25 protein-coding genes and 14 tRNA genes are annotated in these 19,162 nt (G+C 34.8%); 36 read left to right on the top strand and 3 right to left on the bottom strand.

The window, feature by feature from the left end; all coding sequences use genetic code 11:
• Positions 1-53 precede the first annotated feature (53 nt).
• The 7 genes from HBB17_RS03035 to HBB17_RS03005 all read left to right on the top strand — a co-directional run bounded on the left by HBB17_RS03035 (position 54) and on the right by HBB17_RS03005 (position 805).
• Positions 54-125: transfer RNA gene (locus tag HBB17_RS03035), tRNA-Glu, on the top strand.
• A 61-nt stretch (positions 126-186) separates the two neighbouring features.
• A tRNA-Thr gene (locus HBB17_RS03030) sits at positions 187-259 on the top strand.
• A gap of 37 nt (positions 260-296) precedes the next feature.
• A tRNA-Ile gene (locus tag HBB17_RS03025) sits at positions 297-370 on the top strand.
• 40 nt (positions 371-410) lie between these two features.
• Positions 411-484: transfer RNA gene (locus tag HBB17_RS03020), tRNA-Asp, on the top strand.
• 67 nt (positions 485-551) lie between these two features.
• Positions 552-624 (top strand) — tRNA-Val (locus HBB17_RS03015).
• A 5-nt stretch (positions 625-629) separates the two neighbouring features.
• Positions 630-715: transfer RNA gene (locus HBB17_RS03010), tRNA-Leu, on the top strand.
• Positions 716-731: 16 nt separating this feature from the next.
• Positions 732-805, top strand: a tRNA-Arg gene (locus HBB17_RS03005).
• A 36-nt stretch (positions 806-841) separates the two neighbouring features.
• Here the strand turns inward: HBB17_RS03005 and HBB17_RS03000 are convergent.
• A complete protein-coding gene (locus HBB17_RS03000) occupies positions 842-1,045 on the bottom strand; it encodes a transposase (RefSeq protein ID WP_167955637.1) in 204 nt (67 codons plus the stop codon).
• A 385-nt stretch (positions 1,046-1,430) separates the two neighbouring features.
• Here HBB17_RS03000 and HBB17_RS02995 point away from each other — a divergent pair, with 385 nt between their 5' ends.
• The 14 genes from HBB17_RS02995 to rpsI all read left to right on the top strand — a co-directional run bounded on the left by HBB17_RS02995 (position 1,431) and on the right by rpsI (position 8,872).
• Positions 1,431-1,907, top strand: a complete 477-nt coding sequence (locus tag HBB17_RS02995; RefSeq protein ID WP_167955635.1) for an HAAS signaling domain-containing protein — start codon at positions 1,431-1,433, stop codon at positions 1,905-1,907.
• Between the two features lie 1,216 nt (positions 1,908-3,123).
• Positions 3,124-3,441, top strand: a complete 318-nt coding sequence (locus HBB17_RS02990) for a rhodanese-like domain-containing protein (protein ID WP_167955633.1) — start codon at positions 3,124-3,126, stop codon at positions 3,439-3,441.
• 174 nt (positions 3,442-3,615) lie between these two features.
• Entirely contained in the window at positions 3,616-4,773 is a 1,158-nt protein-coding gene (locus HBB17_RS02985) for a THUMP domain-containing class I SAM-dependent RNA methyltransferase (RefSeq protein WP_167955631.1), read from the top strand.
• 36 nt (positions 4,774-4,809) lie between these two features.
• Complete coding sequence (locus HBB17_RS02980; protein WP_167955629.1) at positions 4,810-5,406, top strand: XTP/dITP diphosphatase; 597 nt, start codon at positions 4,810-4,812, stop codon at positions 5,404-5,406.
• Positions 5,407-5,416: 10 nt separating this feature from the next.
• The gene (locus tag HBB17_RS02975) at positions 5,417-5,905 is read left to right on the top strand and encodes a metallophosphoesterase family protein (RefSeq protein ID WP_167955627.1); all 489 of its coding nucleotides are present in this window, start codon (positions 5,417-5,419) and stop codon (positions 5,903-5,905) included.
• Between the two features lie 397 nt (positions 5,906-6,302).
• A tRNA-Pro gene (locus tag HBB17_RS02970) sits at positions 6,303-6,377 on the top strand.
• A gap of 7 nt (positions 6,378-6,384) precedes the next feature.
• Positions 6,385-6,455: transfer RNA gene (locus HBB17_RS02965), tRNA-Gly, on the top strand.
• A gap of 51 nt (positions 6,456-6,506) precedes the next feature.
• Positions 6,507-6,580: transfer RNA gene (locus tag HBB17_RS02960), tRNA-Arg, on the top strand.
• A gap of 34 nt (positions 6,581-6,614) precedes the next feature.
• Positions 6,615-6,688, top strand: a tRNA-His gene (locus HBB17_RS02955).
• Positions 6,689-6,708: 20 nt separating this feature from the next.
• Positions 6,709-6,780: transfer RNA gene (locus HBB17_RS02950), tRNA-Gln, on the top strand.
• A 49-nt stretch (positions 6,781-6,829) separates the two neighbouring features.
• A tRNA-Lys gene (locus HBB17_RS02945) sits at positions 6,830-6,902 on the top strand.
• A 28-nt stretch (positions 6,903-6,930) separates the two neighbouring features.
• A tRNA-Leu gene (locus HBB17_RS02940) sits at positions 6,931-7,010 on the top strand.
• Positions 7,011-8,012: 1,002 nt separating this feature from the next.
• Complete coding sequence (gene rplM, locus HBB17_RS02935) at positions 8,013-8,453, top strand: 50S ribosomal protein L13 (RefSeq protein WP_167955625.1); 441 nt, start codon at positions 8,013-8,015, stop codon at positions 8,451-8,453.
• A gap of 26 nt (positions 8,454-8,479) precedes the next feature.
• Positions 8,480-8,872, top strand: coding sequence for a 30S ribosomal protein S9 (gene rpsI, locus HBB17_RS02930; protein WP_167955623.1), 393 nt, complete (start codon positions 8,480-8,482; stop codon positions 8,870-8,872).
• A gap of 94 nt (positions 8,873-8,966) precedes the next feature.
• Here rpsI and HBB17_RS02925 read toward each other — a convergent pair whose 3' ends face one another.
• Together HBB17_RS02925 and HBB17_RS02920 are read right to left on the bottom strand one after the other, a co-directional pair.
• Positions 8,967-10,151 (bottom strand): tyrosine-type recombinase/integrase, encoded by a 1,185-nt coding sequence (locus HBB17_RS02925; RefSeq protein ID WP_167955621.1) that lies wholly within the window; start codon positions 10,149-10,151, stop codon positions 8,967-8,969.
• 143 nt (positions 10,152-10,294) lie between these two features.
• Positions 10,295-10,792: a helix-turn-helix domain-containing protein gene (locus tag HBB17_RS02920; protein WP_167955620.1), complete on the bottom strand. Its 498-nt coding sequence runs from the start codon at positions 10,790-10,792 to the stop codon at positions 10,295-10,297.
• 137 nt (positions 10,793-10,929) lie between these two features.
• Between HBB17_RS02920 and HBB17_RS02915 the strand changes: the two genes are divergently transcribed.
• From HBB17_RS02915 to HBB17_RS02850, 15 genes are all read left to right on the top strand, one after another.
• Positions 10,930-11,127, top strand: a complete 198-nt coding sequence (locus tag HBB17_RS02915; protein ID WP_167955619.1) for a helix-turn-helix domain-containing protein — start codon at positions 10,930-10,932, stop codon at positions 11,125-11,127.
• A 33-nt stretch (positions 11,128-11,160) separates the two neighbouring features.
• A complete protein-coding gene (locus HBB17_RS02910; protein ID WP_167955618.1) occupies positions 11,161-11,349 on the top strand; it encodes a helix-turn-helix transcriptional regulator in 189 nt (62 codons plus the stop codon).
• Positions 11,350-11,585: 236 nt separating this feature from the next.
• Positions 11,586-11,918, top strand: coding sequence for a helix-turn-helix domain-containing protein (locus tag HBB17_RS02905; RefSeq protein WP_167955617.1), 333 nt, complete (start codon positions 11,586-11,588; stop codon positions 11,916-11,918).
• Positions 11,919-11,924: 6 nt separating this feature from the next.
• Positions 11,925-13,820 (top strand): DUF927 domain-containing protein, encoded by a 1,896-nt coding sequence (locus tag HBB17_RS02900; RefSeq protein ID WP_167955616.1) that lies wholly within the window; start codon positions 11,925-11,927, stop codon positions 13,818-13,820.
• Between the two features lie 379 nt (positions 13,821-14,199).
• Positions 14,200-14,343, top strand: a complete 144-nt coding sequence (locus HBB17_RS02895; protein ID WP_167955615.1) for a hypothetical protein — start codon at positions 14,200-14,202, stop codon at positions 14,341-14,343.
• Between the two features lie 224 nt (positions 14,344-14,567).
• The gene (locus tag HBB17_RS02890; RefSeq protein WP_167955614.1) at positions 14,568-15,074 is read left to right on the top strand and encodes a hypothetical protein; all 507 of its coding nucleotides are present in this window, start codon (positions 14,568-14,570) and stop codon (positions 15,072-15,074) included.
• Positions 15,071-15,673: a hypothetical protein gene (locus HBB17_RS02885; protein ID WP_167955613.1), complete on the top strand. Its 603-nt coding sequence runs from the start codon at positions 15,071-15,073 to the stop codon at positions 15,671-15,673. Before HBB17_RS02890 ends, HBB17_RS02885 begins: the two co-directional genes overlap by 4 nt.
• The gene (locus HBB17_RS02880; RefSeq protein WP_167955612.1) at positions 15,666-15,854 is read left to right on the top strand and encodes a hypothetical protein; all 189 of its coding nucleotides are present in this window, start codon (positions 15,666-15,668) and stop codon (positions 15,852-15,854) included. Before HBB17_RS02885 ends, HBB17_RS02880 begins: the two co-directional genes overlap by 8 nt.
• 20 nt (positions 15,855-15,874) lie before the next feature.
• On the top strand, positions 15,875-16,015 hold the full coding sequence (locus HBB17_RS02875; RefSeq protein ID WP_167955610.1) for a hypothetical protein: 141 nt from the start codon (positions 15,875-15,877) through the stop codon (positions 16,013-16,015).
• A 554-nt stretch (positions 16,016-16,569) separates the two neighbouring features.
• Positions 16,570-17,286, top strand: a complete 717-nt coding sequence (locus tag HBB17_RS02870) for a hypothetical protein (protein ID WP_167955609.1) — start codon at positions 16,570-16,572, stop codon at positions 17,284-17,286.
• Positions 17,287-17,296: 10 nt separating this feature from the next.
• Positions 17,297-17,428, top strand: coding sequence for a hypothetical protein (locus HBB17_RS20595; protein WP_274380752.1), 132 nt, complete (start codon positions 17,297-17,299; stop codon positions 17,426-17,428).
• A gap of 61 nt (positions 17,429-17,489) precedes the next feature.
• A complete protein-coding gene (locus HBB17_RS02865; RefSeq protein WP_167955607.1) occupies positions 17,490-17,714 on the top strand; it encodes a hypothetical protein in 225 nt (74 codons plus the stop codon).
• A gap of 4 nt (positions 17,715-17,718) precedes the next feature.
• Complete coding sequence (locus tag HBB17_RS02860; RefSeq protein ID WP_167955605.1) at positions 17,719-17,931, top strand: hypothetical protein; 213 nt, start codon at positions 17,719-17,721, stop codon at positions 17,929-17,931.
• The gene (locus tag HBB17_RS02855) at positions 17,924-18,223 is read left to right on the top strand and encodes a hypothetical protein (RefSeq protein ID WP_167955603.1); all 300 of its coding nucleotides are present in this window, start codon (positions 17,924-17,926) and stop codon (positions 18,221-18,223) included. The genes HBB17_RS02860 and HBB17_RS02855 overlap by 8 nt, the downstream gene beginning before the upstream one ends.
• 18 nt (positions 18,224-18,241) lie before the next feature.
• Positions 18,242-19,117, top strand: coding sequence for a sigma-70 family RNA polymerase sigma factor (locus tag HBB17_RS02850; RefSeq protein ID WP_167955601.1), 876 nt, complete (start codon positions 18,242-18,244; stop codon positions 19,115-19,117).
• Positions 19,118-19,162 lie beyond the last annotated feature (45 nt).

Here is a 19,162-nt window from a genome sequence, read left to right as displayed (position 1 = left end):
TTTAAAATAGAACATGTGGAACCAGTTAGGTTTACATGCAACAAGAATTAATTGGCTCCATGGTCAAGCGGTTAAGACACCGCCCTTTCACGGCGGTAACAGGGGTTCAAATCCCCTTGGAGTCACTGAATCTTTATTTAAGATTTATGACATATGTAAAGCTAAATTTTAGCTGAGTTACTATATGCCGACGTGGCTCAATTGGCAGAGCAGCTGACTTGTAATCAGCAGGTTATCGGTTCAAGTCCGATCGTCGGCTTGTATTAGCACTTAATAAGGCTAATACCTAGAGGTTTGGACCTTTAGCTCAGTTGGTTAGAGCAACCGGCTCATAACCGGTCGGTCCTGGGTTCGAGTCCCCGAAGGTCCATTTAGTTAAGAAATGAATCTATATTAGTTAAAATTAGTTTGGCCTAGTGGCTCAGTTGGTTAGAGCGTCGCCCTGTCACGGCGAAGGTCGAGGGTTCGAGTCCCTTCTGGGTCGTTACACATATTGTGTGTACTACTTTATATGAGATACTTATTATAAACTAGTGTTTGTAATATCCCATGGGATCATAGCTCAGCTGGGAGAGCATCTGCCTTACAAGCAGAGGGTCACAGGTTCGAGCCCTGTTGGTCCCATCTATGCCGGCGTGGCGGAACTGGCAGACGCACAGGACTTAAAATCCTGCGGGCCTAATCGCCCGTACCGGTTCGATTCCGGTCGCCGGCATATCAATTAAATATATGTGCGTTTAGCTCAGCTGGATAGAGCGTTTGGCTACGGACCAAAAGGTCGGGGGTTCGAATCCTCTAACGCACGTTAGAACATCGTAAGTTTTTCTTACGATGTTTTTTGTTATATTTGAAATGATAAGTCCGTAATCTTATGATCATGATAATCATAATCATGTATAAGTTTTGTTTCAGCTCCACAAGCAGGGCATTTATGAAGAGAAGGTTCTGTTTCAATATAAATATCAAGAAAATGATCTGTTTGAAGTATTTTTGTTACTTTTACATCTTTTAAATTTAATAATTTATTGATACAATGATTATGCATTTATTGCACCTCCAAGTGTTTTGTGGTCAGACTGGCGCTTGGGGGTTCTTTTTTATTATACAAGAAAAAAGTTGGAGAATACGATAGCATCGTACACCCCAACTTTTATTATAGAACCTTTTTATTATACAAAAAATGTTGAGGAGTACGAAAAATTAATCGTATACCATTAACTCGAGAGTGAACGAAGTAGATTTTGTTCTTATACAGAAAATGCTGCAAAATACGATTATATTACTGTTCGGACAATTGATAAAATCTTAATAGAAAATTAATTATACGCTTATTTACCAAATATTGCACCTATGTTAGAATAGTAAATAAATTATTAATAAAATCGAATACTATAAGGAAGAAGTTGTACAGAGAGAAGGGAGTGAATCTTTTGAGTAAAGAAGAATTCATAAAAGAACTTAGGGAAAGCTTATATACAGAGGTATCAAGTCTAGAAATCGAAAACAATGTACGTTATTACAGTCAATATATAGACAACCAAGTGAAGAGTGGAAAAACAATTGAACAAGTTATGTACGAATTAGGTGATCCAAGATTGATTGCGAGAACAATAATTGAGACATCAAAATTAGGGAAAGGAACGACACATAGTTCGGCAGATTATTCCTATCAGAATGATTACAAAGAGTCTGTAAATTCTTATTCTGATAATGAAGATGGATATCAACATTCGTATACTTTTAACGGGAAACTGCCATTACGGTATCGTATACTTGCAATCGTTTTTGTGATTTTGTTTGTAATCTTGCTAGTGTTCTTAGGAACCATTGCAATTCGTTTATTTATAACAATAGGTATTCCTTTATTACTTGTGTATTTTGTATATAGATTAATAACAAATAGATAGAAGTATGGAATAGAAGAGTTCTTATTAATGATTGTAGGAGATTGTTAATATAAAGTATGTTATTGGAAATAGAGCGAGCTAGAAAGAAGGAATTTAGAAAGGTAACAATTTTAGAAGAAACTAAAATGTTTTAGACAAAGTGAAACACCGCCGAGGGGGAGCCAAGGCGGTGTTTCGATGAGGGGAGTATAAATAATTAATAAGGGGTTATATAGTGTACTAAAGAGTTCATTGAAGGATGAACTCAATTAATACATTCATATTATATAACAAGAAGGTTTAAAAAGCAACAGGAAAAAGAGCAAAAAAGCCCTTAAAAACTAGGAAAAATATGCTATTTTAGATACTATAAGATGCTTATTGATATTTGAAAATATATAGTTGATGAATTCAGTATCAAATGAAATGAAATTTAAAATAAAAATTAAATTTATAAGAATACATGTATATTTATTTTTAAAATGAAGATACTAGTATCTGTAGTTTAAATTATTTATTTTAGGAGGAACTCAAATGAACAATTATCAAAACAACTCAAACCAAAGCTACAAGAATTCATCAAATAACTCTACAAACAACGCAAATAATAACCAAAATTGCTACAACAACTCAAACAATAACCAAAACAGCACTAACAACTCAAACAACTATCAAAACAGCACTAACAACTCAAACAATTATCAAAATGCTAGCAACAAGACTTCAAATGCTAACAAAGAGAACAACAGTACAAAAAACGCAAGTAATAACAACAACTATAATAAATAGTTTGTTATTACCTGCCGTTATTAGTTAATTAATATTTAGCTAATTTGTAGATAGGCTATCGTATGTATACTTTTTGTAGAGATACGATAGCCTATTTCTATGCTATTAATAGTTCTATGCTATCAATATTTCATTCTATTAAGATTTTTATATTATTAAAATTTCTATTTAAATTAGATTTGTATTTATCAAATTTATATTGGTTATAGTGGTTACACGTTTCATGTTATCATTTATAAATAAGAATGGTTTCATATATAAAGAGATTTGATCTCTGAATTTAGAGATGAATCAGATGAAGCTAAGGCTCATTAATTCATTATAATAAAAATGAAGTTCGTTATATGAGTCTATACATAAACAAAGATAGATGAAGTAACATAAAAAATGTGAGAATATATAAAAATACATTCACAAACTGTCGATTTAGCGAATAAAATAATGTAGAATGGTTGGTGATGATATGTGTTTTGAAACTATTTCTGCAAAAGCATTAACAACATTTATGCATAATGCAAATTATATATTGCTTGATCTTAGAGAGTATTCCGATTATCAAAGAGGACACATCCCTTCTGCTATATGTATTCCATATGATGAACTCATGAAGAATATGACACAACTTGACATTCAAAAAAAATATATATTATATTGTGATAGAGGAAGTATGAGTATGTTGGCAGCAAAAGAGTTATGTACACTTGGTTATGTGGTTGTGAATGTATATGGAGGAATCCATGCATACAGAGGAGTTATTGAGCGATAAGAAACGAGTAATTATGAGGAATTTTGTTGACTATGGTGGAAAAGTGATTTAATATTAATTACTAGGATATACTAAGAATAACGAATATATTTGATAATTTGGGCCCCTTGCTTAACAACTGAATAGTGTAGGGGCTTTCTTATATATAATAGAAGATAATTGAAGGAGATAAGAATGAATCAATATGAATTTATTGCACCATGTCATTTTGGAATGGAGGCAGTTTTAAAGCGTGAAATCCAGGATTTGGGATATGACATTGTACAAGTTGATGATGGTAGAGTCACTTTTGCCGGAGACGAAACTGCTTTTTGTAGAGCAAATATTTTTCTACGGACGGCGGAAAGAGTGTTATTGAAAATTGCGAAGTTTAAGGCAGAAACGTTTGATGAATTATTTGAAGGAACAAAAGCAATTCCTTGGGAACAGTATATACCAGTAGACGGTAAGTTCTGGGTTGCAAAAGCAACATCAATCAAAAGTAAGTTATTCAGTCCATCTGATATTCAATCGATTATGAAAAAAGCAATGGTAGAACGATTGAAGAGTGTATACAAAGTAAATTGGTTTGAGGAAAGTGGAAACTCTTATCCAATTCGTGTTACCTTCTTAAAAGATGAAATAACAATTGGAATTGATACATCAGGTGAATCCCTCCATAGAAGGGGATATCGTAAATTAACTAGTAAAGCACCTATTACAGAAACCTTAGCTGCAGCAATCATACTATTATCTCCTTGGAATAAAGATCGAATCTTAGTGGATCCATTTTGTGGTAGTGGAACAATACCAATTGAAGCAGCCATGATTGGTGCCAATATTGCGCCAGGTATGAATCGTTCCTTCTTGTCTGAGGATTGGACAGACATAATACCGAAAAAAGCATGGTATCAAGCAATTGAAGAAGCAAATGACAATATTCGTAGGGACATTGAAATGAATATTCAAGGATATGATATAGATGGGGAAATTGTAAAAGCAGCCAGAGAAAATGCACAAATGGCAGAAGTGGAACAATATATCCATTTTCAACAGAGAGAAGTAAAAGAGCTTAGAAATCCAAAAAAATATGGGTTTGTTATTACAAATCCACCTTATGGTGAGCGTCTTGAAGAAAAATCAATGATGCCAGCTCTTTATCGAGAAATAGGACAGGCATTTAAAAATCTTGACTCTTGGTCTGAATTTGTTATTACAAGTTATGAAGATGCAGAAAAATATATTGGGAAAAAAGCAGATAAGAATAGAAAAATATACAATGGTATGTTAAAGACATATTTATATCAATTCATGGGTCCAAGACCACCAAAAAAACCTCGTGAAGAAGAATAAATCAAGTATGTATTGAAGCAGGAGGGATAAGAAACAATGGAAAAACGTATTATATTTGCAACAGGTAATGCTGGAAAGATGAAGGAAGTTCGTATGATCTTAGCAGACCTTGGTTATGAAGTTTTATCATTAAAAGATATTGGTTATGATAAAGAAATTATTGAAGATGGAAAAACATTTGAAGAAAATGCATTGATCAAAGCCACAACAATTGCAAAGGAAATGAATGAAATAGTATTAGCAGACGATTCGGGGTTGGAAGTGGACTATATGGATAAGCAGCCAGGCATATATTCTGCACGTTTTCTTGGAGAAGACACTTCATACAGAATTAAAAATCAGTACATTATCGATCAATTAAAGGAAGCAAAACAAGAGGAAAGAACAGCAAGGTTCGTATGTGCAATAGCATGTGCATATCCAGATGGAAAAACACTTACGACGAGAGGAACAATTGAAGGGTATATTGGCTATGAAGAGCGAGGTGAAAATGGATTTGGATATGATCCAATCTTTATGGTACCGGAATTTAATTGCTCTACTGCTGAATTAGATTTGGATCAGAAGAATAAAATAAGCCATAGAGGAAAGGCACTAGAAGCGATGAAGAAGCTTATGGCTGCTTCTTTCTAAGGAGGCGTGTATGAAAGTATTGATTGTAAGTGATTCTCATGGACGGACTTCATATCTGGAGTGGGTAATTGGTAGAGTCGGTCATATTGATGCATTTGTACATCTTGGTGATTTTGAGGGGCAAGAAGAGTATATACGCAGTCTTGTGACATGTGATACGTATATTGTTTCAGGAAATAATGATTATTTTACAGATGTAGAGAGAGAAAAGGTTGTTACCTTTGGCCATTATCGTACATTATTAACTCATGGTCATCGATACCATGTTAGTTATGGAACCGATGATCTGCTAGAGAATGCGTTAGAGTATGGGTATGATATTGTAATGTATGGACATACCCATATACCTAGTGTGGAGTATCGAAGAGATACGTACTTGGTGAATCCAGGTAGTATATCTTTACCAAGACAAGATGGGCATACGCCTTCCTATATGATTATGGAGATTGATCGAAGAGGAGAAATCTATTTTAATATTAATTATTGTAAATATAGTTAAGTAGGTAAATATAGTTGAGTACGTAAATGTAATTGAGTATTTAAATATAATTAAGAACGTAAATATACAAGTCGTAAATAATAAGATAGAGAAATGTAAATTGTATATATTTGCTTGCGATTGGGACGAAATGATTTTGAATAAATATAGAATCATTGGAGATAGTACTATTATATAGAGAACTATGTTGCTAAGTAAGTAGGATTGAATTTACTATATTGTACAAACTAATAATATTTTTGAAAAAATATAAAAAAATAAAAAAAGGTGTTGACATTTCTTTTTTCCTATAATATAATAATTCTTGCGTTGAGGCGATGCAGAAAAAGTTGAAAAAACTTGTTGCAAATTATAAAACAATGTGTTATAGTTTTAAAGGTCTTAACTAAATAGAATACGGGGTGTGGCTCAGCTTGGCTAGAGCGCTTGATTTGGGATCAAGAGGTCGCAGGTTCGAATCCTGTCACCCCGACTTATATGCGGGTGTAGTTCAATGGTAGAACACTAGCCTTCCAAGCTAGATACGTGGGTTCGATTCCCATCACCCGCTTAAGTTTAGCAATATTTTGGTTTTGTTGAACTGGCAATGAAAATTGCGTACGTGCTAGTAGCTCAGTTGGATAGAGCAACGGCCTTCTAAGCCGTGTGTCGGGGGTTCGAATCCCTTCTGGCACGTTATAAGTTGACAAGCTTAGATTAATTATTTATGGTGGGTATAGCGCAGTTGGTTAGCGCGCCAGATTGTGGCTCTGGAGGCCAAGGGTTCGAATCCCTTTATCCACCCTTGCTTGAAAAAGCAATATTGGGCTATCGCCAAGCGGTAAGGCACAGGACTTTGACTCCTGCAGTCGCTGGTTCGAATCCAGCTAGCCCAGTTGGAATATGAATTCCAAAGTGACAGATTAACAGATGTTAGTCTTGTATGGGATATTAGCTCAGTTGGTAGAGCACTTGACTTTTAATCAAGTTGTCCGGGGTTCGAATCCCCGATGTCTCATTTAGAAGGAAACTTCTCATGTGAATATGCGGATGTGGCGGAACTGGCAGACGCGCTAGACTTAGGATCTAGTGGGAGACCGTGCAGGTTCAATTCCTGTCATCCGCACTACTTAAAATCATACTTTGAGTGAGTATGATTTTTTTGTGTTCATTTTTGAGTTTTATATTGTGTGCAGTGTTGTGATTCTATGAGTGACTATATTAAGTGTAAGGTCTGTGAATCTTTTTGGGATTATGTCAATTGCAGCGTTTCGTTTTTGAGTTTTGGCTCTATCTCAAGTGTGAGAATGTGTTTCTTTGATACACGTACTTGTATTTGGTGTAGCGCTTTATTTGTTTCAAAAGACAAAGTACGTTTTTTAGATAGGGGTACTACACGATAAAGATGGTGTAGTGCCCTTTTATCTTGTAAGAGAATATGTAGTTAAAATTTAGGGATATATCGTATTAATTTACAGTTAATTCATTGCTCTTACTATGAATTTTTCAATACTTTATGATAAAAATATTAATATACGAAAAGGGAGAGCAAGTATAGAAAGAAGAGCGAACATAAGAAGAAAGTTAGCAATGTATAGCATTATTTTGCTGGTTATCGTTATGTAATACGAAGGTGTATGCATATAGTATTAACTATGTTTATATACGGGATCATATGCCCGTTGGTATGTTATGCAAACTTGGTAAAAATGTTTCGCGTAAGAATAAAATAAGCATCAAAGGTAAGCAAGGGGGCGACAGGTAAAAAGATGACAGTAGTTAAAAATTATTCGTATGGCAGGGATTAAGTAAGAGGAATAGTTTTTGAATGAAGAATGGGTGAAACGAATTATTAAATTAAATAATATGCATTCAATAAAATTGAATAAAACTGCTTGACACAAAGAATATTAACGTCTATAATATTTAGATGTGACGTGCTGTAGTTCTGTAAAAATATAGACATTTAAGCATCGTTACAAGAGCCAATAAGTGTGATAAATACCTACCAAAGCCCCGGTAATGGTATTTTAACATAAAGTAATCAGCTATTAAAATAGCTACTTATTAATGAAATTATGAGTAACCAATATGTTTGGTTGTTAAGATTATTCAAGGAGGTAAACCAATGAAGAGTTTTATGGCAAGTCCATCTACAATTGAAAGAAAATGGTATGTAGTTGACGCTACAGGACATACATTAGGTCGTCTATCATCAGAGATAGCATCAGTTTTAAGAGGTAAGAACAAACCAACTTACACTCCACATGTTGATACAGGAGATTACGTAATCGTAGTCAATGCAGATAAAATCAAAGTTACTGGTAAGAAAATGGATCAAAAGATTTATTACAATCACTCTGAATATGTTGGTGGAATGAAAGAAACTACATTAAAAGAGATGATGGCTAAAAAACCTTGTGATGTTATCACTCTAGCTGTTAAAGGCATGCTTCCAAAAGGACCTTTAGGAAGAGAAATGCTTACTAAGTTACATGTATATGCTGGACCAGAACATGATAACGCAGCTCAAAAACCAGAAGTATTAGAAATCAAATCTAGATATTAATCGGAAGTTGAAAGGAGGAAATCACAGTGGCTAAAGCAAAATTTTACGGAACTGGAAGAAGAAAAAGCAGTATTGCTAGAGTATATTTAGTACCAGGTACAGGTAAAGTAACAATCAATAAAAGAGATATGGACAACTATTTTGGTCTTGAAACATTAAAATTAATCGTTCGTCAACCACTTGTATTAACAGAAACAGCAGATAAATATGATGTACTTGTTAACGTTCGTGGAGGTGGATTCACTGGTCAAGCTGGTGCAATCAGACACGGTATTTCAAGAGCATTATTAACAGTAGATGGTGATTACCGTCCAGCTCTTAAAAAAGCAGGTTTCTTAACAAGAGATCCAAGAATGAAAGAACGTAAAAAATACGGTCTTAAAGCTGCTCGTAGAGCACCACAGTTCTCAAAGAGATAATACGAAGAAAATTAAAAGCCTTGAAATATCAACGTTTCAAGGCTTTTTCTTTGCTCTTTTTTTATGATTTGTTGTGAATTTGATGTGATAATTTCTATTTTGCTAATTTTAATTCTATAATTTCTGCTGTTTTCTTTCTGGTAGTTTCTAATACATCAGCGTAGATGTCTGCAGTAACTCCAATATCTGAATGACCAAGATGGTCCGATACAATCTTTATATCAACACCACTGTTTAGTAAAAGAGTAGCATTACAGTGCCTTAAGGAATGCAGCGTAAGAAAATCGAATTCTGTATTCTTTATTTTATTTCGAAAGGAAGTATTAAGACAACTACGATCTTTATAATTACCAGTGTCCGAAGTAAATACCATCTCTGGGTGTACGAAAGTATTAGATAATGCTATCTGAAGTTCGAGTTGATGTTTCTTATGTTCTTTCAGTAGATCAACAACAGAATCACTCATAGCAATAGATCGTCGGCTATTCTTACTCTTTGGTGTGGTAAGAAAGTGTTTTCCGCCTACATCTGATAACGTATGTCGTATTGTTATGATCTTATCGGTAAAGTTTATATCTTCCCATTGTAATCCCAGGCATTCGCCTGATCGCATTCCAGTAAACAGAAGAACCTTTATTATTGTATTGAGTGGGGAATACTCTTGAAACATACTAAGGAATGTAGTGAGTTCAGATTCGGTAAGATACTTTCGTGTTTCATCTTGGGTGGCTTTCTTTGATGGAAGAATTACATTCCTGGCAGGGGATTCCTTGATATAGTCCTGCGTTACTGCAAATGTAAATATACTTTGTAAGATTGTGTAAAGCTTCTTAGCATTTGATGGAGACAGGGGCATATTTACACCATTCCTATTAGGGCTTGTATGGGTACCAAAGAAATTAGTAAGCATACCAGAAGTAATCTCCTTAAGTTTCTTATTACCGAAATAATCGTTGAAGTGATAGGCTACCATCTTTTCATAATTGTAAGCAGTGATTGGTTTTAATCTGTTAGGAGCATAGACCTTAAAGTATTCTTCTGAAAGCTCCTTAAATCGCATATTCTCGTTAAATGCAGAGAGACCCTTGCATCTGTTCTTGAAGTTTATATATTCTTCTTTAGCAAGCTTATCCGCTTTCTTCTCAGTCGTTCCTTCTGGTGGAGTGAACGTTGTTGTCTTACGGATCTGCTTCCCTTCTGTAGTCATTCCCATGGCAACTGTGAAAGTATAGCTTTTCCCTCTCTGGACTATTCCAGTATCTACTCTTCTTGATTTCATTGTATCATTCCTTTCAGAACACCAGTTTAAAGGTGCAATTTAATAAGGGATATGATATAATCTAAGTGTCTATGGTGTATCATAACCCTTTTGGTTAGTAGGTTACATCTATATTGCAGCTCCTATTGGCGTAGGGGCTGTTTTTATTTTTTAGACATCTTGTTTTCTTGTTTGTGTTTTTTTAGCAATTCGTCGAATTTATATTTTAAATAAGACAAATTCTCTTCTTCTAACTTCTCTATTTCTCCTAAATTGAACTGTATTTTATTACCTTCGTTATCAGTGATGTAATAGGCTTCTAAATATGGAACAGTATCTAACTTATATCCAAGTAAGCTTAGTTGAGCTTCAAAAATAGAATGAATTTTGCTTGTACGCATATTGATATTTTCATTAACGTTATATTGAACAAGTGAATTTGATAATTCATCTATTATGTCATCAGCATTACTCCATATTAAGTCATCAATGTTCACACCAAGAGCTTTAGCAATACGAGTTGTTATGTCTGCGGAGGGATTTCGTTCATCGCGTTCATAATTTCCTACAGATATTCTTGATATATTAGCCATATCTGCAAGCTCTGATTGTTTAAGCCCTCTATATATACGTAGCTTTTTTATGTTTTCACCTAAACTCATGTTTTCACCTCCAACATAATAGTATCACATAAAGACAACAAATGAAACATTTATTTTAAAAAAGCATTGACAAGAAAACAAACGAAACATACAATGTAAACATAAGATAACAAATGAAACATGAAAGGAGCGATGAAATGAAAATTGATATTACTAAGTTAATGTTGCTTATTGCAAACAAAGGTTTATCAAGTACAGAATTATCTAAATTATCAGGAATCAGCACAGTAACACTTTGCAGAATAAAGAATGGTTCTCAAGTTGCGAGACCACAGACATTGGGTAAGATAGCAATGGCTCTTGGTTGTAAGGTGGAGGATTTTATTGAGGACTAATTAAAACGTCCAAAGAAGAAAGGAGATATTAGAATGAGAATTGACAGAATTAAATTAGTAGCAGAGATTACACGACAAGATATTACCCAGAAACAGCTTGCAGAGCGTTCAGGAGTATCAAGAACAACTATAAACTATATTAAAGGTGGAAAAAGTTGTTCTGAAGAAGTAGGCGAAAAAATAGCTAAAGGATTAGGTTTATCAATTGATCAGTTAATGTAAGACTAACCAATCAAATCATATCGATCTGTATCCTGGTACCAATCGGATCCAGATCAGATCAACAGCTGACCATACAATTATGGTTACTATCTAGTAAATCATTAAGTAAGTCGGATTCCAAGTGGTCTGACAATTTAGCAAAAGGTGCGATTTAAAATCACATCTAGGAACTTTATTCGTTTTAAACGGATAAACGTAGTTTTACCCTTACATGAGGGAGAAAGGAAGATGATAATATGAGCATAAATGATACAGAAATAATTATTCAAGAAGTATACAAAGAATGCAACTTACTGCAACGCTTTGATGGCGAACTTAGAAAAGGGATTAGTAGAGCAATTCAAAAAATTAGTACTGGTACCATCAATACTACACAAACGGATCCAACGTCTGTAACAATGGTTACGATCAATAAGGCTGCTGAATTAACAGGAGTATCTTATAGCTATATTAGGAGCTTATGCCTTACAAAACAGATAGTATTTGTAAAGACGGGATGTAAATATCTAATCAACTTAGAAAAGTTTGTTGCTTTTCTAAATGGAAATCAAAATGAAGTTATGGGGTGATTCTTATTGAAAGATATTAAGGATATAACGAAAGAAGATTTGCTAAGTAGTGATGATATTCTCTGTGAGGTATTCGAGCAGGAAGATGAAATCTACAAAGCAAAGCTTCTTGCAACATTAGCCGATCATGCAAAGTCCTTAGGTATAAAGACAGCGTTTGAATCTCTTGTTAAAGCATACAAAAAGCAACTAAAGGAATTCAATAAGACGCAACAGGCACAACAGCAGCAAAGTGACGGTTTTACACACTTTAGTAATAGCAAATACCCAGATATGCGTTGTGGGGCATGGATTGCTGATGATAGTGGTATAAAAATGCATACACAAAGGAATGGAGAAGTAACAGTATTTCCACACCCAATTCTTCCAGTACAGATGTTAAAGAATGTTAATACTGGATATATGAAGGTGAAACTTGTGTACAAAATAAGAGATACATGGGAAGAGATAATAGTAAGCAAAGACGAGATATGTTCTTCAAATAAAATCTTAATTCTTGCCAGAAATGGTATAGAAGTTACTAGTGAAAATGCTAGGTCATTGGTAAAGTATCTTTCAGATCTTATAAGTTACAACAGAGATATAGTTGACATACAGATATCTACTAGTAAGCTTGGTTGGGTTAAAAAAGAATTCATGCCATACTGCACAAATATAGTTTTTGATAATGAAAGCCGCTTCAAGGAAGCATTCGAGAGTATCCATGAGGAAGGAAATGCACATACTTGGTACGATCTTGTTAAAGAAATCAGAAAGTCTGATCGATTTGAGCCTAAGATTTATTTAGCTGCTTCACTTGCTAGTGCACTGGTTGAACCTCTTAATGCTCTTCCGTTTGTGGTTAATCTTTGGGGAGATACAGGAAAAGGTAAAACAGTTGTTCTTATGTTAGCTGCAAGCATCTGGGCTAATCCTATGGAAGAAGCGTACCTCACGGATCCCAAAAGTACACCAACAGCTTTAGAGCTAAGATTGGACTTTCTGAATAACTTACCAATGTTAATCGATGATATGGCACAAGTAAAAGAAAAATATCATGGTAATTTCTCTGAATTGGTATATTACCTATGTAGTGGTACAGGTAAGGATCGTGCTAATGCAACATTAGGGTTAAGAGCAAAAACAAGATGGCGAAACTGTATTCTGACCAACGGAGAACACTCTCTTGTTACAGAAACAATGCAAGGTGGTGCGGTGAACCGTATCATTGATGTTGAAATGGAAGATGGGCTAATATTCCAAGACGGTAATAAGGTGGTTTCAATACTCAAAGAAAACTATGGTTTTGCAGGGCGAGAGTTTATAGAGGTTGTTAGGAACATTGGATTCGATAAGATTAAAGAGATACAACAAGATTTTGCTCAAAAGATTAGTGATATCGCAAAGGCAAGTAATATAGAGAAAGAGCAAAAGCAGATACTTCCAATGTCAATCATATTAACAGCTGATCAGATAGCGACGGATTACATATTCAAAGACGATGTATATCTTGATTTGGAAGCTTGTGTTGCTATATTGAAAAGCGTTGGTGAGGTATCGGAGAATGATCGTGCTTACGAATGGATCATGTCTGAGGTTGCTGTCCATATGAACAACTTCAAGCCAGATATTACGGGTGCTTATCGTGGTGAATGTTGGGGAGTAATAGAGGACGGATATGTTTGTATTGCTATAAATATCTTTAATGGTATGTGTGATCGAGGAAACTTCTCAAGAAAGTCATTTCTTAACTGGGCAGATAAAAATAATATGTTGAATACAGATAAAGGAAGAAAAGATAAAACAAAGCGTCTCAATGGTAGTCCAACGAAATGTATCTCAATGAGGGTTTTTGAAGATAATGTGCAAGAGAAATTCATGGAGTTAACAAAGGACGAACAGGAAAAGTTACCGTTTTTATAAAATGTATCGGTAACACTTTAACACCAGCAAATTCAAGGTTTTGGAGTGAAAAACATACGTTACCAACTTCCCTAGAACACTACAATATATATTAAGAAAAGAATATATATACTTATATTTTTGGTGATTATACACGTATATATAAATTATTGGTAACATTGGTAACTTGGTAACTATATAAATAAAATGTTTTAAAATCAATGCTTTAAGCAATTACCAACAAAAAAAGTATATGGTAACTGGTGGTAATATAGAGAAAGGAACAACTCAAATGAAGAAACAAAATAGTCACACACTTAGGATTCTTTCACAGAATAAGAACTTTATTACAAGCCTTGGTAGAGAGTGTTGGATAGTAAGTTGCATAAACAATGGAGTAATGGAGTTTCGAATAATGCATAATGGATACATTGATCCATGCCTTGGTATGTATCATAGCTATCAAAGGGCAGAGGAGATAATAAATGAAATCTTTCAGTGCATAAAGCAGGAAATCTGTTCTTATGAAATGCCACAAGAATAGGCAAGAAAAAAGCCATTGAATAAGTTCGCACCTTATGCAATGGCAAGTAACCCATAAACCCTACAAGTCTAGGTATGACCTCATTATATCATCATATCTGGGCGAATACAAGAAAGGAATTATATGGACATTACAACAGCAATAGTATTCTTCATTCTGGGAGTACTATTCACAGTAAATACGCAACCAGATAACAGTAGTATGATGGATAAGGAGAGATAGATATGTATCAAATGATCAATGAAGTATTAAGAATCGCAACATGCAAATTAGGTGATGTACCTGAAAAGTTTGGAAACAATATCACTGGTAGAACGTTCTTTTATTACGATAAAAATGAGGATATCATGGTATTTATTGAAGAAAGAGAAGACATTGAATATTATATTCAGATTGCAGAAATATACTTACAGTTACCTAGAGACAAACGTAAGAAACTAATGGTACAGAACAAAGATTTCTTTGATAGTATCGAAGTTACAGAGATGTTTATCATATGGGAAAGCGTTGTTGAGTATAGAGAAAATCGTAAGATTGAAGATGATTATAAAGAGTTAAAAAGAATTTTAGGGAAGACGAAATTAGAACCAGTATTTGATCATATGAATATGATAAATATGATAACAAAACATGAGGAACCAGATAGATGGCAATGGACTTATCTTTTTTTGTATGGATACATAATGGGTAAGCGAGCAGAACGTTCTAGAAGGAAGAAGGTGCAGGCATGAGCAGATCAGAGGTTTCAAATAATCTTATTAATGCTTCATTTAAGAAAGCGGTATTGCGTAGGGAAGATATCAAACGAACATACATCGTACTGGACAGCTTGCTATACAACTATGATATGGAGCAATACATCAATATAGCCAAACAAAGAATCTTAGATATGGAAGGTGTGGAGTATCTTCTGGAACATGATCATATTGAATACAACATATTAGAGGGTTTAATGGAACTTGATGAAGTGGCGGTCTTATGTTGTAAGGATATTATAAAAGGCTATGTAAAAGAAAGCACATATCAATCATGCCTGGAGCTAATAAGAGCAAAGGACGAATATGTGAGGTTATGCAACGATACGATAAAATATTATCGAGACAAGTCAACAATTGAATCCGTAAGGGATTATTTCAAACACATGATTATGAAGCCTATTGATAAAGAGCAAGGCGAATTAATCAAAGTAATTCTTGAATGTTATAAGTTGGAATTGTCCAGTAGATTCCCTTTGGTCAAGTTATATTACCGATTGTATAACTGGTTATGTAAAAAGGCTGCTTCTCTTATGGTGCATAAATTGAAAAGAGAGGTAGGTATACATGCTTGATAGTCAAAGAAACGACCTAATGAAGAGTGCAACCGAACTTAGCAAGGCACATAGGAAAGCTTTTGAACATTGGAATGAGGGAGAAATCGTCAAAGTATGGATTGATACAAGCGGAAATACTTGCATAGAATACGAAAGCGGTAACTGGTGGCATTATAACGAGCGTGGTGAGTGGTGGTAAATTAAGAGAGCAGGTGATTTATGAGTGTAAAAATTAAGATATCATATGAACATGATCAGGAACTACAGGAGATCATTTCCCTAATAAAACCTAAGATAAAACGATGCAGTAAGGCGGACAAGCAGGGGAAATATAAAAGAGCATATATAGAAGTGAAATAAAGGTAAGGCGGTCTATCTGGAATGGGTAGATCGTCTTTTTTAGATATTCCTTGTGTTAAATTTTGGAGACCATAATTTTATGGTTGCTGATTATCATCATGATTTATCGAGCACCAAATGGCGCCGGCTAAGAAAATTAAAGCCGAATTAACGTCTCTATTTTAGCATTCTAACCGTCATTTTATACCATAAAAATAGCATATAGAAATAGAGGAAAGCCTTATAAATACTAGTTTTTACGGGTAATACCCCTATTGACTATGTGTTATAGAACTGATATAATTAATATACAAGCAAATAAAGAAGAGTACCCCAGTAGCAATACTGGAAGTCTTAACGGACGCGGGAACAGATAGAGCCATTTAGAAGTAACTAGGTGGTTGTATGTGGACCCGCGTTTTTTATTTGCTTGACTAATAGGTATTGTCGTTTCCTTTCTTCCATGTAACTCCGTCCCTGGGCATGGATTGAAACTGCCCCATTGTTCTAGAAAGGTGAATGATAGTATCAAGAACAATGAAGATTAAGAAAAGAAAAGAAAGGAATGGTATGTTATGTGCGAAACGACACAAGAGCAAAAAGACAAATATCTAAACCGAATGAGAGAAATCAGATCAACCGTAACGGAAATGGTTCCTAAAATTAATAGCGTTTTGGTAGGCTACGGTGCTGAGTATTACAGAAACACTAAAGGAGAGTATACGGCTAGTTACTTCCGTAGTATAAGGGCAAAAGCAGAAGAGGATATTAAGATTATTGCCAAAGATAAGTTTACAGAGATAATTGATTCTCTGGCCAAGGCAAAAGAAGATTATATCGACCAGTGTTTCGAGAAGAAAACCACAACGGATCCAGTGGAGCTTAATTTCGTAAGTAAGGAACTGGAACTTATGAGTAGAGAAGAATTACAAGAGTTCTTAGAACTAAACTATCTTGATAAGAATATGGTTCGGTTATTTGATATTGAGGTTAAGCGACGTATCAAGTCAAATGAACAAGGTATGAGCACACAAGGAACTTCATTACAGAATTTCAAAGAAAACTTCACTATCAATGACCAGGTAATCAAAACGTTAGATGAATGCATTAAGGAAATGACCGCGGCAAGATCTGTATCTGGAAGTACATTATTCTTCCCTCAATATGATGAATACGACAATATGACAACAAAATCTGTGACTTATGCGGAGTTGTTTAATTACATTCATGGTAAGTGTGCCTGGGGAGCCCCAAGCAAAGATGCAGTTAATATCTTAGATATCTCAAAGTAGGAGGAAACGCATGGATCAAGTAATTCAGTATATTAACGATAGAATAGAGCAGTTACGAAAACTCAATGGTAAAGAGACCATCGGAGAGAAAGAGCTGCTTAAGGTATTAGAGGTTATAGATAACCTACCAAAAGAAGAATAACTGTTAATAGCCTGCTTCGTGTTATTCGTTGCAGGCTTATTTTAAAGGAAAAGGTGATTATATGGCAGATAAGAAGATACGGCTTAAGGTTGCTACTGCTACAGACGTAAGAAGAACCTTAGCCAGAATAACCAATATGGTTGCAAATAACGAGATTGATACAAAGAAAGCGAATACCATTATATTAGCTTGCAACGCTGTTCTGTCCGCTATAAGGACCGATGATCAGCAGAAGAAAATCAGTGAGTTGGAACAACTTCTTAAAGAAATTACGAACGGAAGGTGATTAAGTGAAACTAATTGATAGATTACTTACGAAAGCTAAAGCTATTGCTTCAACAATGATCACTTCATTGTATTCGCATAATGATGATGATTTTATTCAAGCGTTGGGATTGAATCCAAAGAATTACGAGGTAGTGGTCGGAGATGTGACTATGTATGATTCTATGAAAGCTTTAAACGATTCGTGTGAAAGCATATGGAGTGATGATAATGGATAAGATAGACAGATTAATATTCAAGGCAAGGTACCAGATGAAAAGCCTAGTGCCATCAATAATGGCTGTATTTATTATGAATACTGGTGATAAGGTAAAGAAAACCGTCTGCTATTATAACAATGGTGATGGTTATTCCAAGGAAGAACTTTTTGATAATACTGATAAGGCTATTGAAAGTGTACCGAAGAATAACCGCTCATATCCTGTTATTCATTTTGTTAAGGCAAGTGAAGTTATGAAGAAAGAAACAAGCAATTCAGATGGTGAGATATATCAAAGATATCTTCACTAATTGTCAGGGGTGGGTCAAATGAGTAATGAAGAATTAGTAGAATTAATCCAAAAAGGTATAGACCCTTCAAATAATATGGGGCAGCTATACGAACAGAATAAAGGTATGATCTGTAAGATTGCCAGAAGATATTCTTCGCGTGCTGACATAGAGGATTTGATGCAGGAAGCGTATTTCGGTCTATATGAAGCAGTAAAACGCTATGAGAGTGCTGCAGAGGTCAAGTTTATGTCATACGCTACATACTGGATTTTGCAGTCCATACAACGCTATGTGGAGAACAATGCTTCTTCAATACGGATTCCAATACATACACAGCAATTGTACAACATATACAGTAAAGTAGTTAAATGTTTCAAGGAAAAGTATAAACGTAAGCCAACCGATCAGGAAGCTAGTCGGTTACTAGATACAAGTATCACTGTTATTCAATCTATGAGAAAAGAGTTGTATGAAATAGGTAATATGAATAGTCTGGATCAAGTTGTGGGTGGAGAGAATGACGATATGTTTCTATCAGATACAGTAATAGGCTCAAATGGGATTGAAAATGATATAGTCGATAAAATTGTCGAACAGGACAAGAAAGGCTCTCTATGGGGCATTGTGGAAGAGAATACAAGCGAAATAGAGAATCAAGTCATTGTAAGCAGATACAGAAAAGATCTAACACTTGAAGCTACTGGGAAAGAGATTGGAATATCCAGAGATCGTGTTAGGCAGATGGAAACTAGAGCGTTGAGAAAGCTACAATCTGCCAGAGTGAAACGAACCATTGCAGAACGCTACGAAATAGCCATTGTGGGAGCATATAGGGGTAGTGTAGGAAGCTTCAACCATACATGGACTAGTTCAACGGAAAGAGCTGCTTTGAAATTAGAAGAAATGAGGTAAGGTATAATAGTATGAAAGATGAGTACTAGTTAATCAGAAATCATT

It is taken from the genome of Anaerosporobacter faecicola (assembly GCF_012070565.1).
GTDB classification, from domain to species: Bacteria; Bacillota; Clostridia; order Lachnospirales; family Lachnospiraceae; genus Anaerosporobacter; species Anaerosporobacter faecicola.
The sequence above is the reverse complement of the archived record's forward strand: the minus strand, read 5'-3'. Positions and strand labels throughout refer to the sequence as shown.

Bases quoted from the DNA above. Each gene is read 5' to 3' on its own strand.
- HBB17_RS02915 (WP_167955619.1), top strand. From the start codon at position 10,930: ATGAAAATTGATATTACTAAGTTAATGTTGCTTATTGCAAACAAAGGT.
- HBB17_RS02895 (WP_167955615.1), top strand. From the start codon at position 14,200: ATGGAGTTTCGAATAATGCATAATGGATACATTGATCCATGCCTTGGT.
- HBB17_RS03000 (WP_167955637.1), bottom strand. From the start codon at position 1,045: ATGCATAATCATTGTATCAATAAATTATTAAATTTAAAAGATGTAAAA.
- HBB17_RS02990 (WP_167955633.1), top strand. From the start codon at position 3,124: ATGGTTGGTGATGATATGTGTTTTGAAACTATTTCTGCAAAAGCATTA.
- rplM (WP_167955625.1), top strand. From the start codon at position 8,013: ATGAAGAGTTTTATGGCAAGTCCATCTACAATTGAAAGAAAATGGTAT.
- HBB17_RS02880 (WP_167955612.1), top strand. From the start codon at position 15,666: ATGCTTGATAGTCAAAGAAACGACCTAATGAAGAGTGCAACCGAACTT.
- HBB17_RS02850 (WP_167955601.1), top strand. From the start codon at position 18,242: ATGAGTAATGAAGAATTAGTAGAATTAATCCAAAAAGGTATAGACCCT.
- HBB17_RS02865 (WP_167955607.1), top strand. From the start codon at position 17,490: ATGGCAGATAAGAAGATACGGCTTAAGGTTGCTACTGCTACAGACGTA.
- HBB17_RS02885 (WP_167955613.1), top strand. From the start codon at position 15,071: ATGAGCAGATCAGAGGTTTCAAATAATCTTATTAATGCTTCATTTAAG.
- HBB17_RS02975 (WP_167955627.1), top strand. From the start codon at position 5,417: ATGAAAGTATTGATTGTAAGTGATTCTCATGGACGGACTTCATATCTG.
- HBB17_RS02870 (WP_167955609.1), top strand. From the start codon at position 16,570: ATGTGCGAAACGACACAAGAGCAAAAAGACAAATATCTAAACCGAATG.
- HBB17_RS02985 (WP_167955631.1), top strand. From the start codon at position 3,616: ATGAATCAATATGAATTTATTGCACCATGTCATTTTGGAATGGAGGCA.
- HBB17_RS20595 (WP_274380752.1), top strand. From the start codon at position 17,297: ATGGATCAAGTAATTCAGTATATTAACGATAGAATAGAGCAGTTACGA.
- HBB17_RS02925 (WP_167955621.1), bottom strand. From the start codon at position 10,151: ATGAAATCAAGAAGAGTAGATACTGGAATAGTCCAGAGAGGGAAAAGC.
- HBB17_RS02890 (WP_167955614.1), top strand. From the start codon at position 14,568: ATGTATCAAATGATCAATGAAGTATTAAGAATCGCAACATGCAAATTA.
- HBB17_RS02910 (WP_167955618.1), top strand. From the start codon at position 11,161: ATGAGAATTGACAGAATTAAATTAGTAGCAGAGATTACACGACAAGAT.
- HBB17_RS02980 (WP_167955629.1), top strand. From the start codon at position 4,810: ATGGAAAAACGTATTATATTTGCAACAGGTAATGCTGGAAAGATGAAG.
- HBB17_RS02905 (WP_167955617.1), top strand. From the start codon at position 11,586: ATGAGCATAAATGATACAGAAATAATTATTCAAGAAGTATACAAAGAA.
- HBB17_RS02920 (WP_167955620.1), bottom strand. From the start codon at position 10,792: ATGAGTTTAGGTGAAAACATAAAAAAGCTACGTATATATAGAGGGCTT.
- HBB17_RS02875 (WP_167955610.1), top strand. From the start codon at position 15,875: ATGAGTGTAAAAATTAAGATATCATATGAACATGATCAGGAACTACAG.
- HBB17_RS02855 (WP_167955603.1), top strand. From the start codon at position 17,924: ATGGATAAGATAGACAGATTAATATTCAAGGCAAGGTACCAGATGAAA.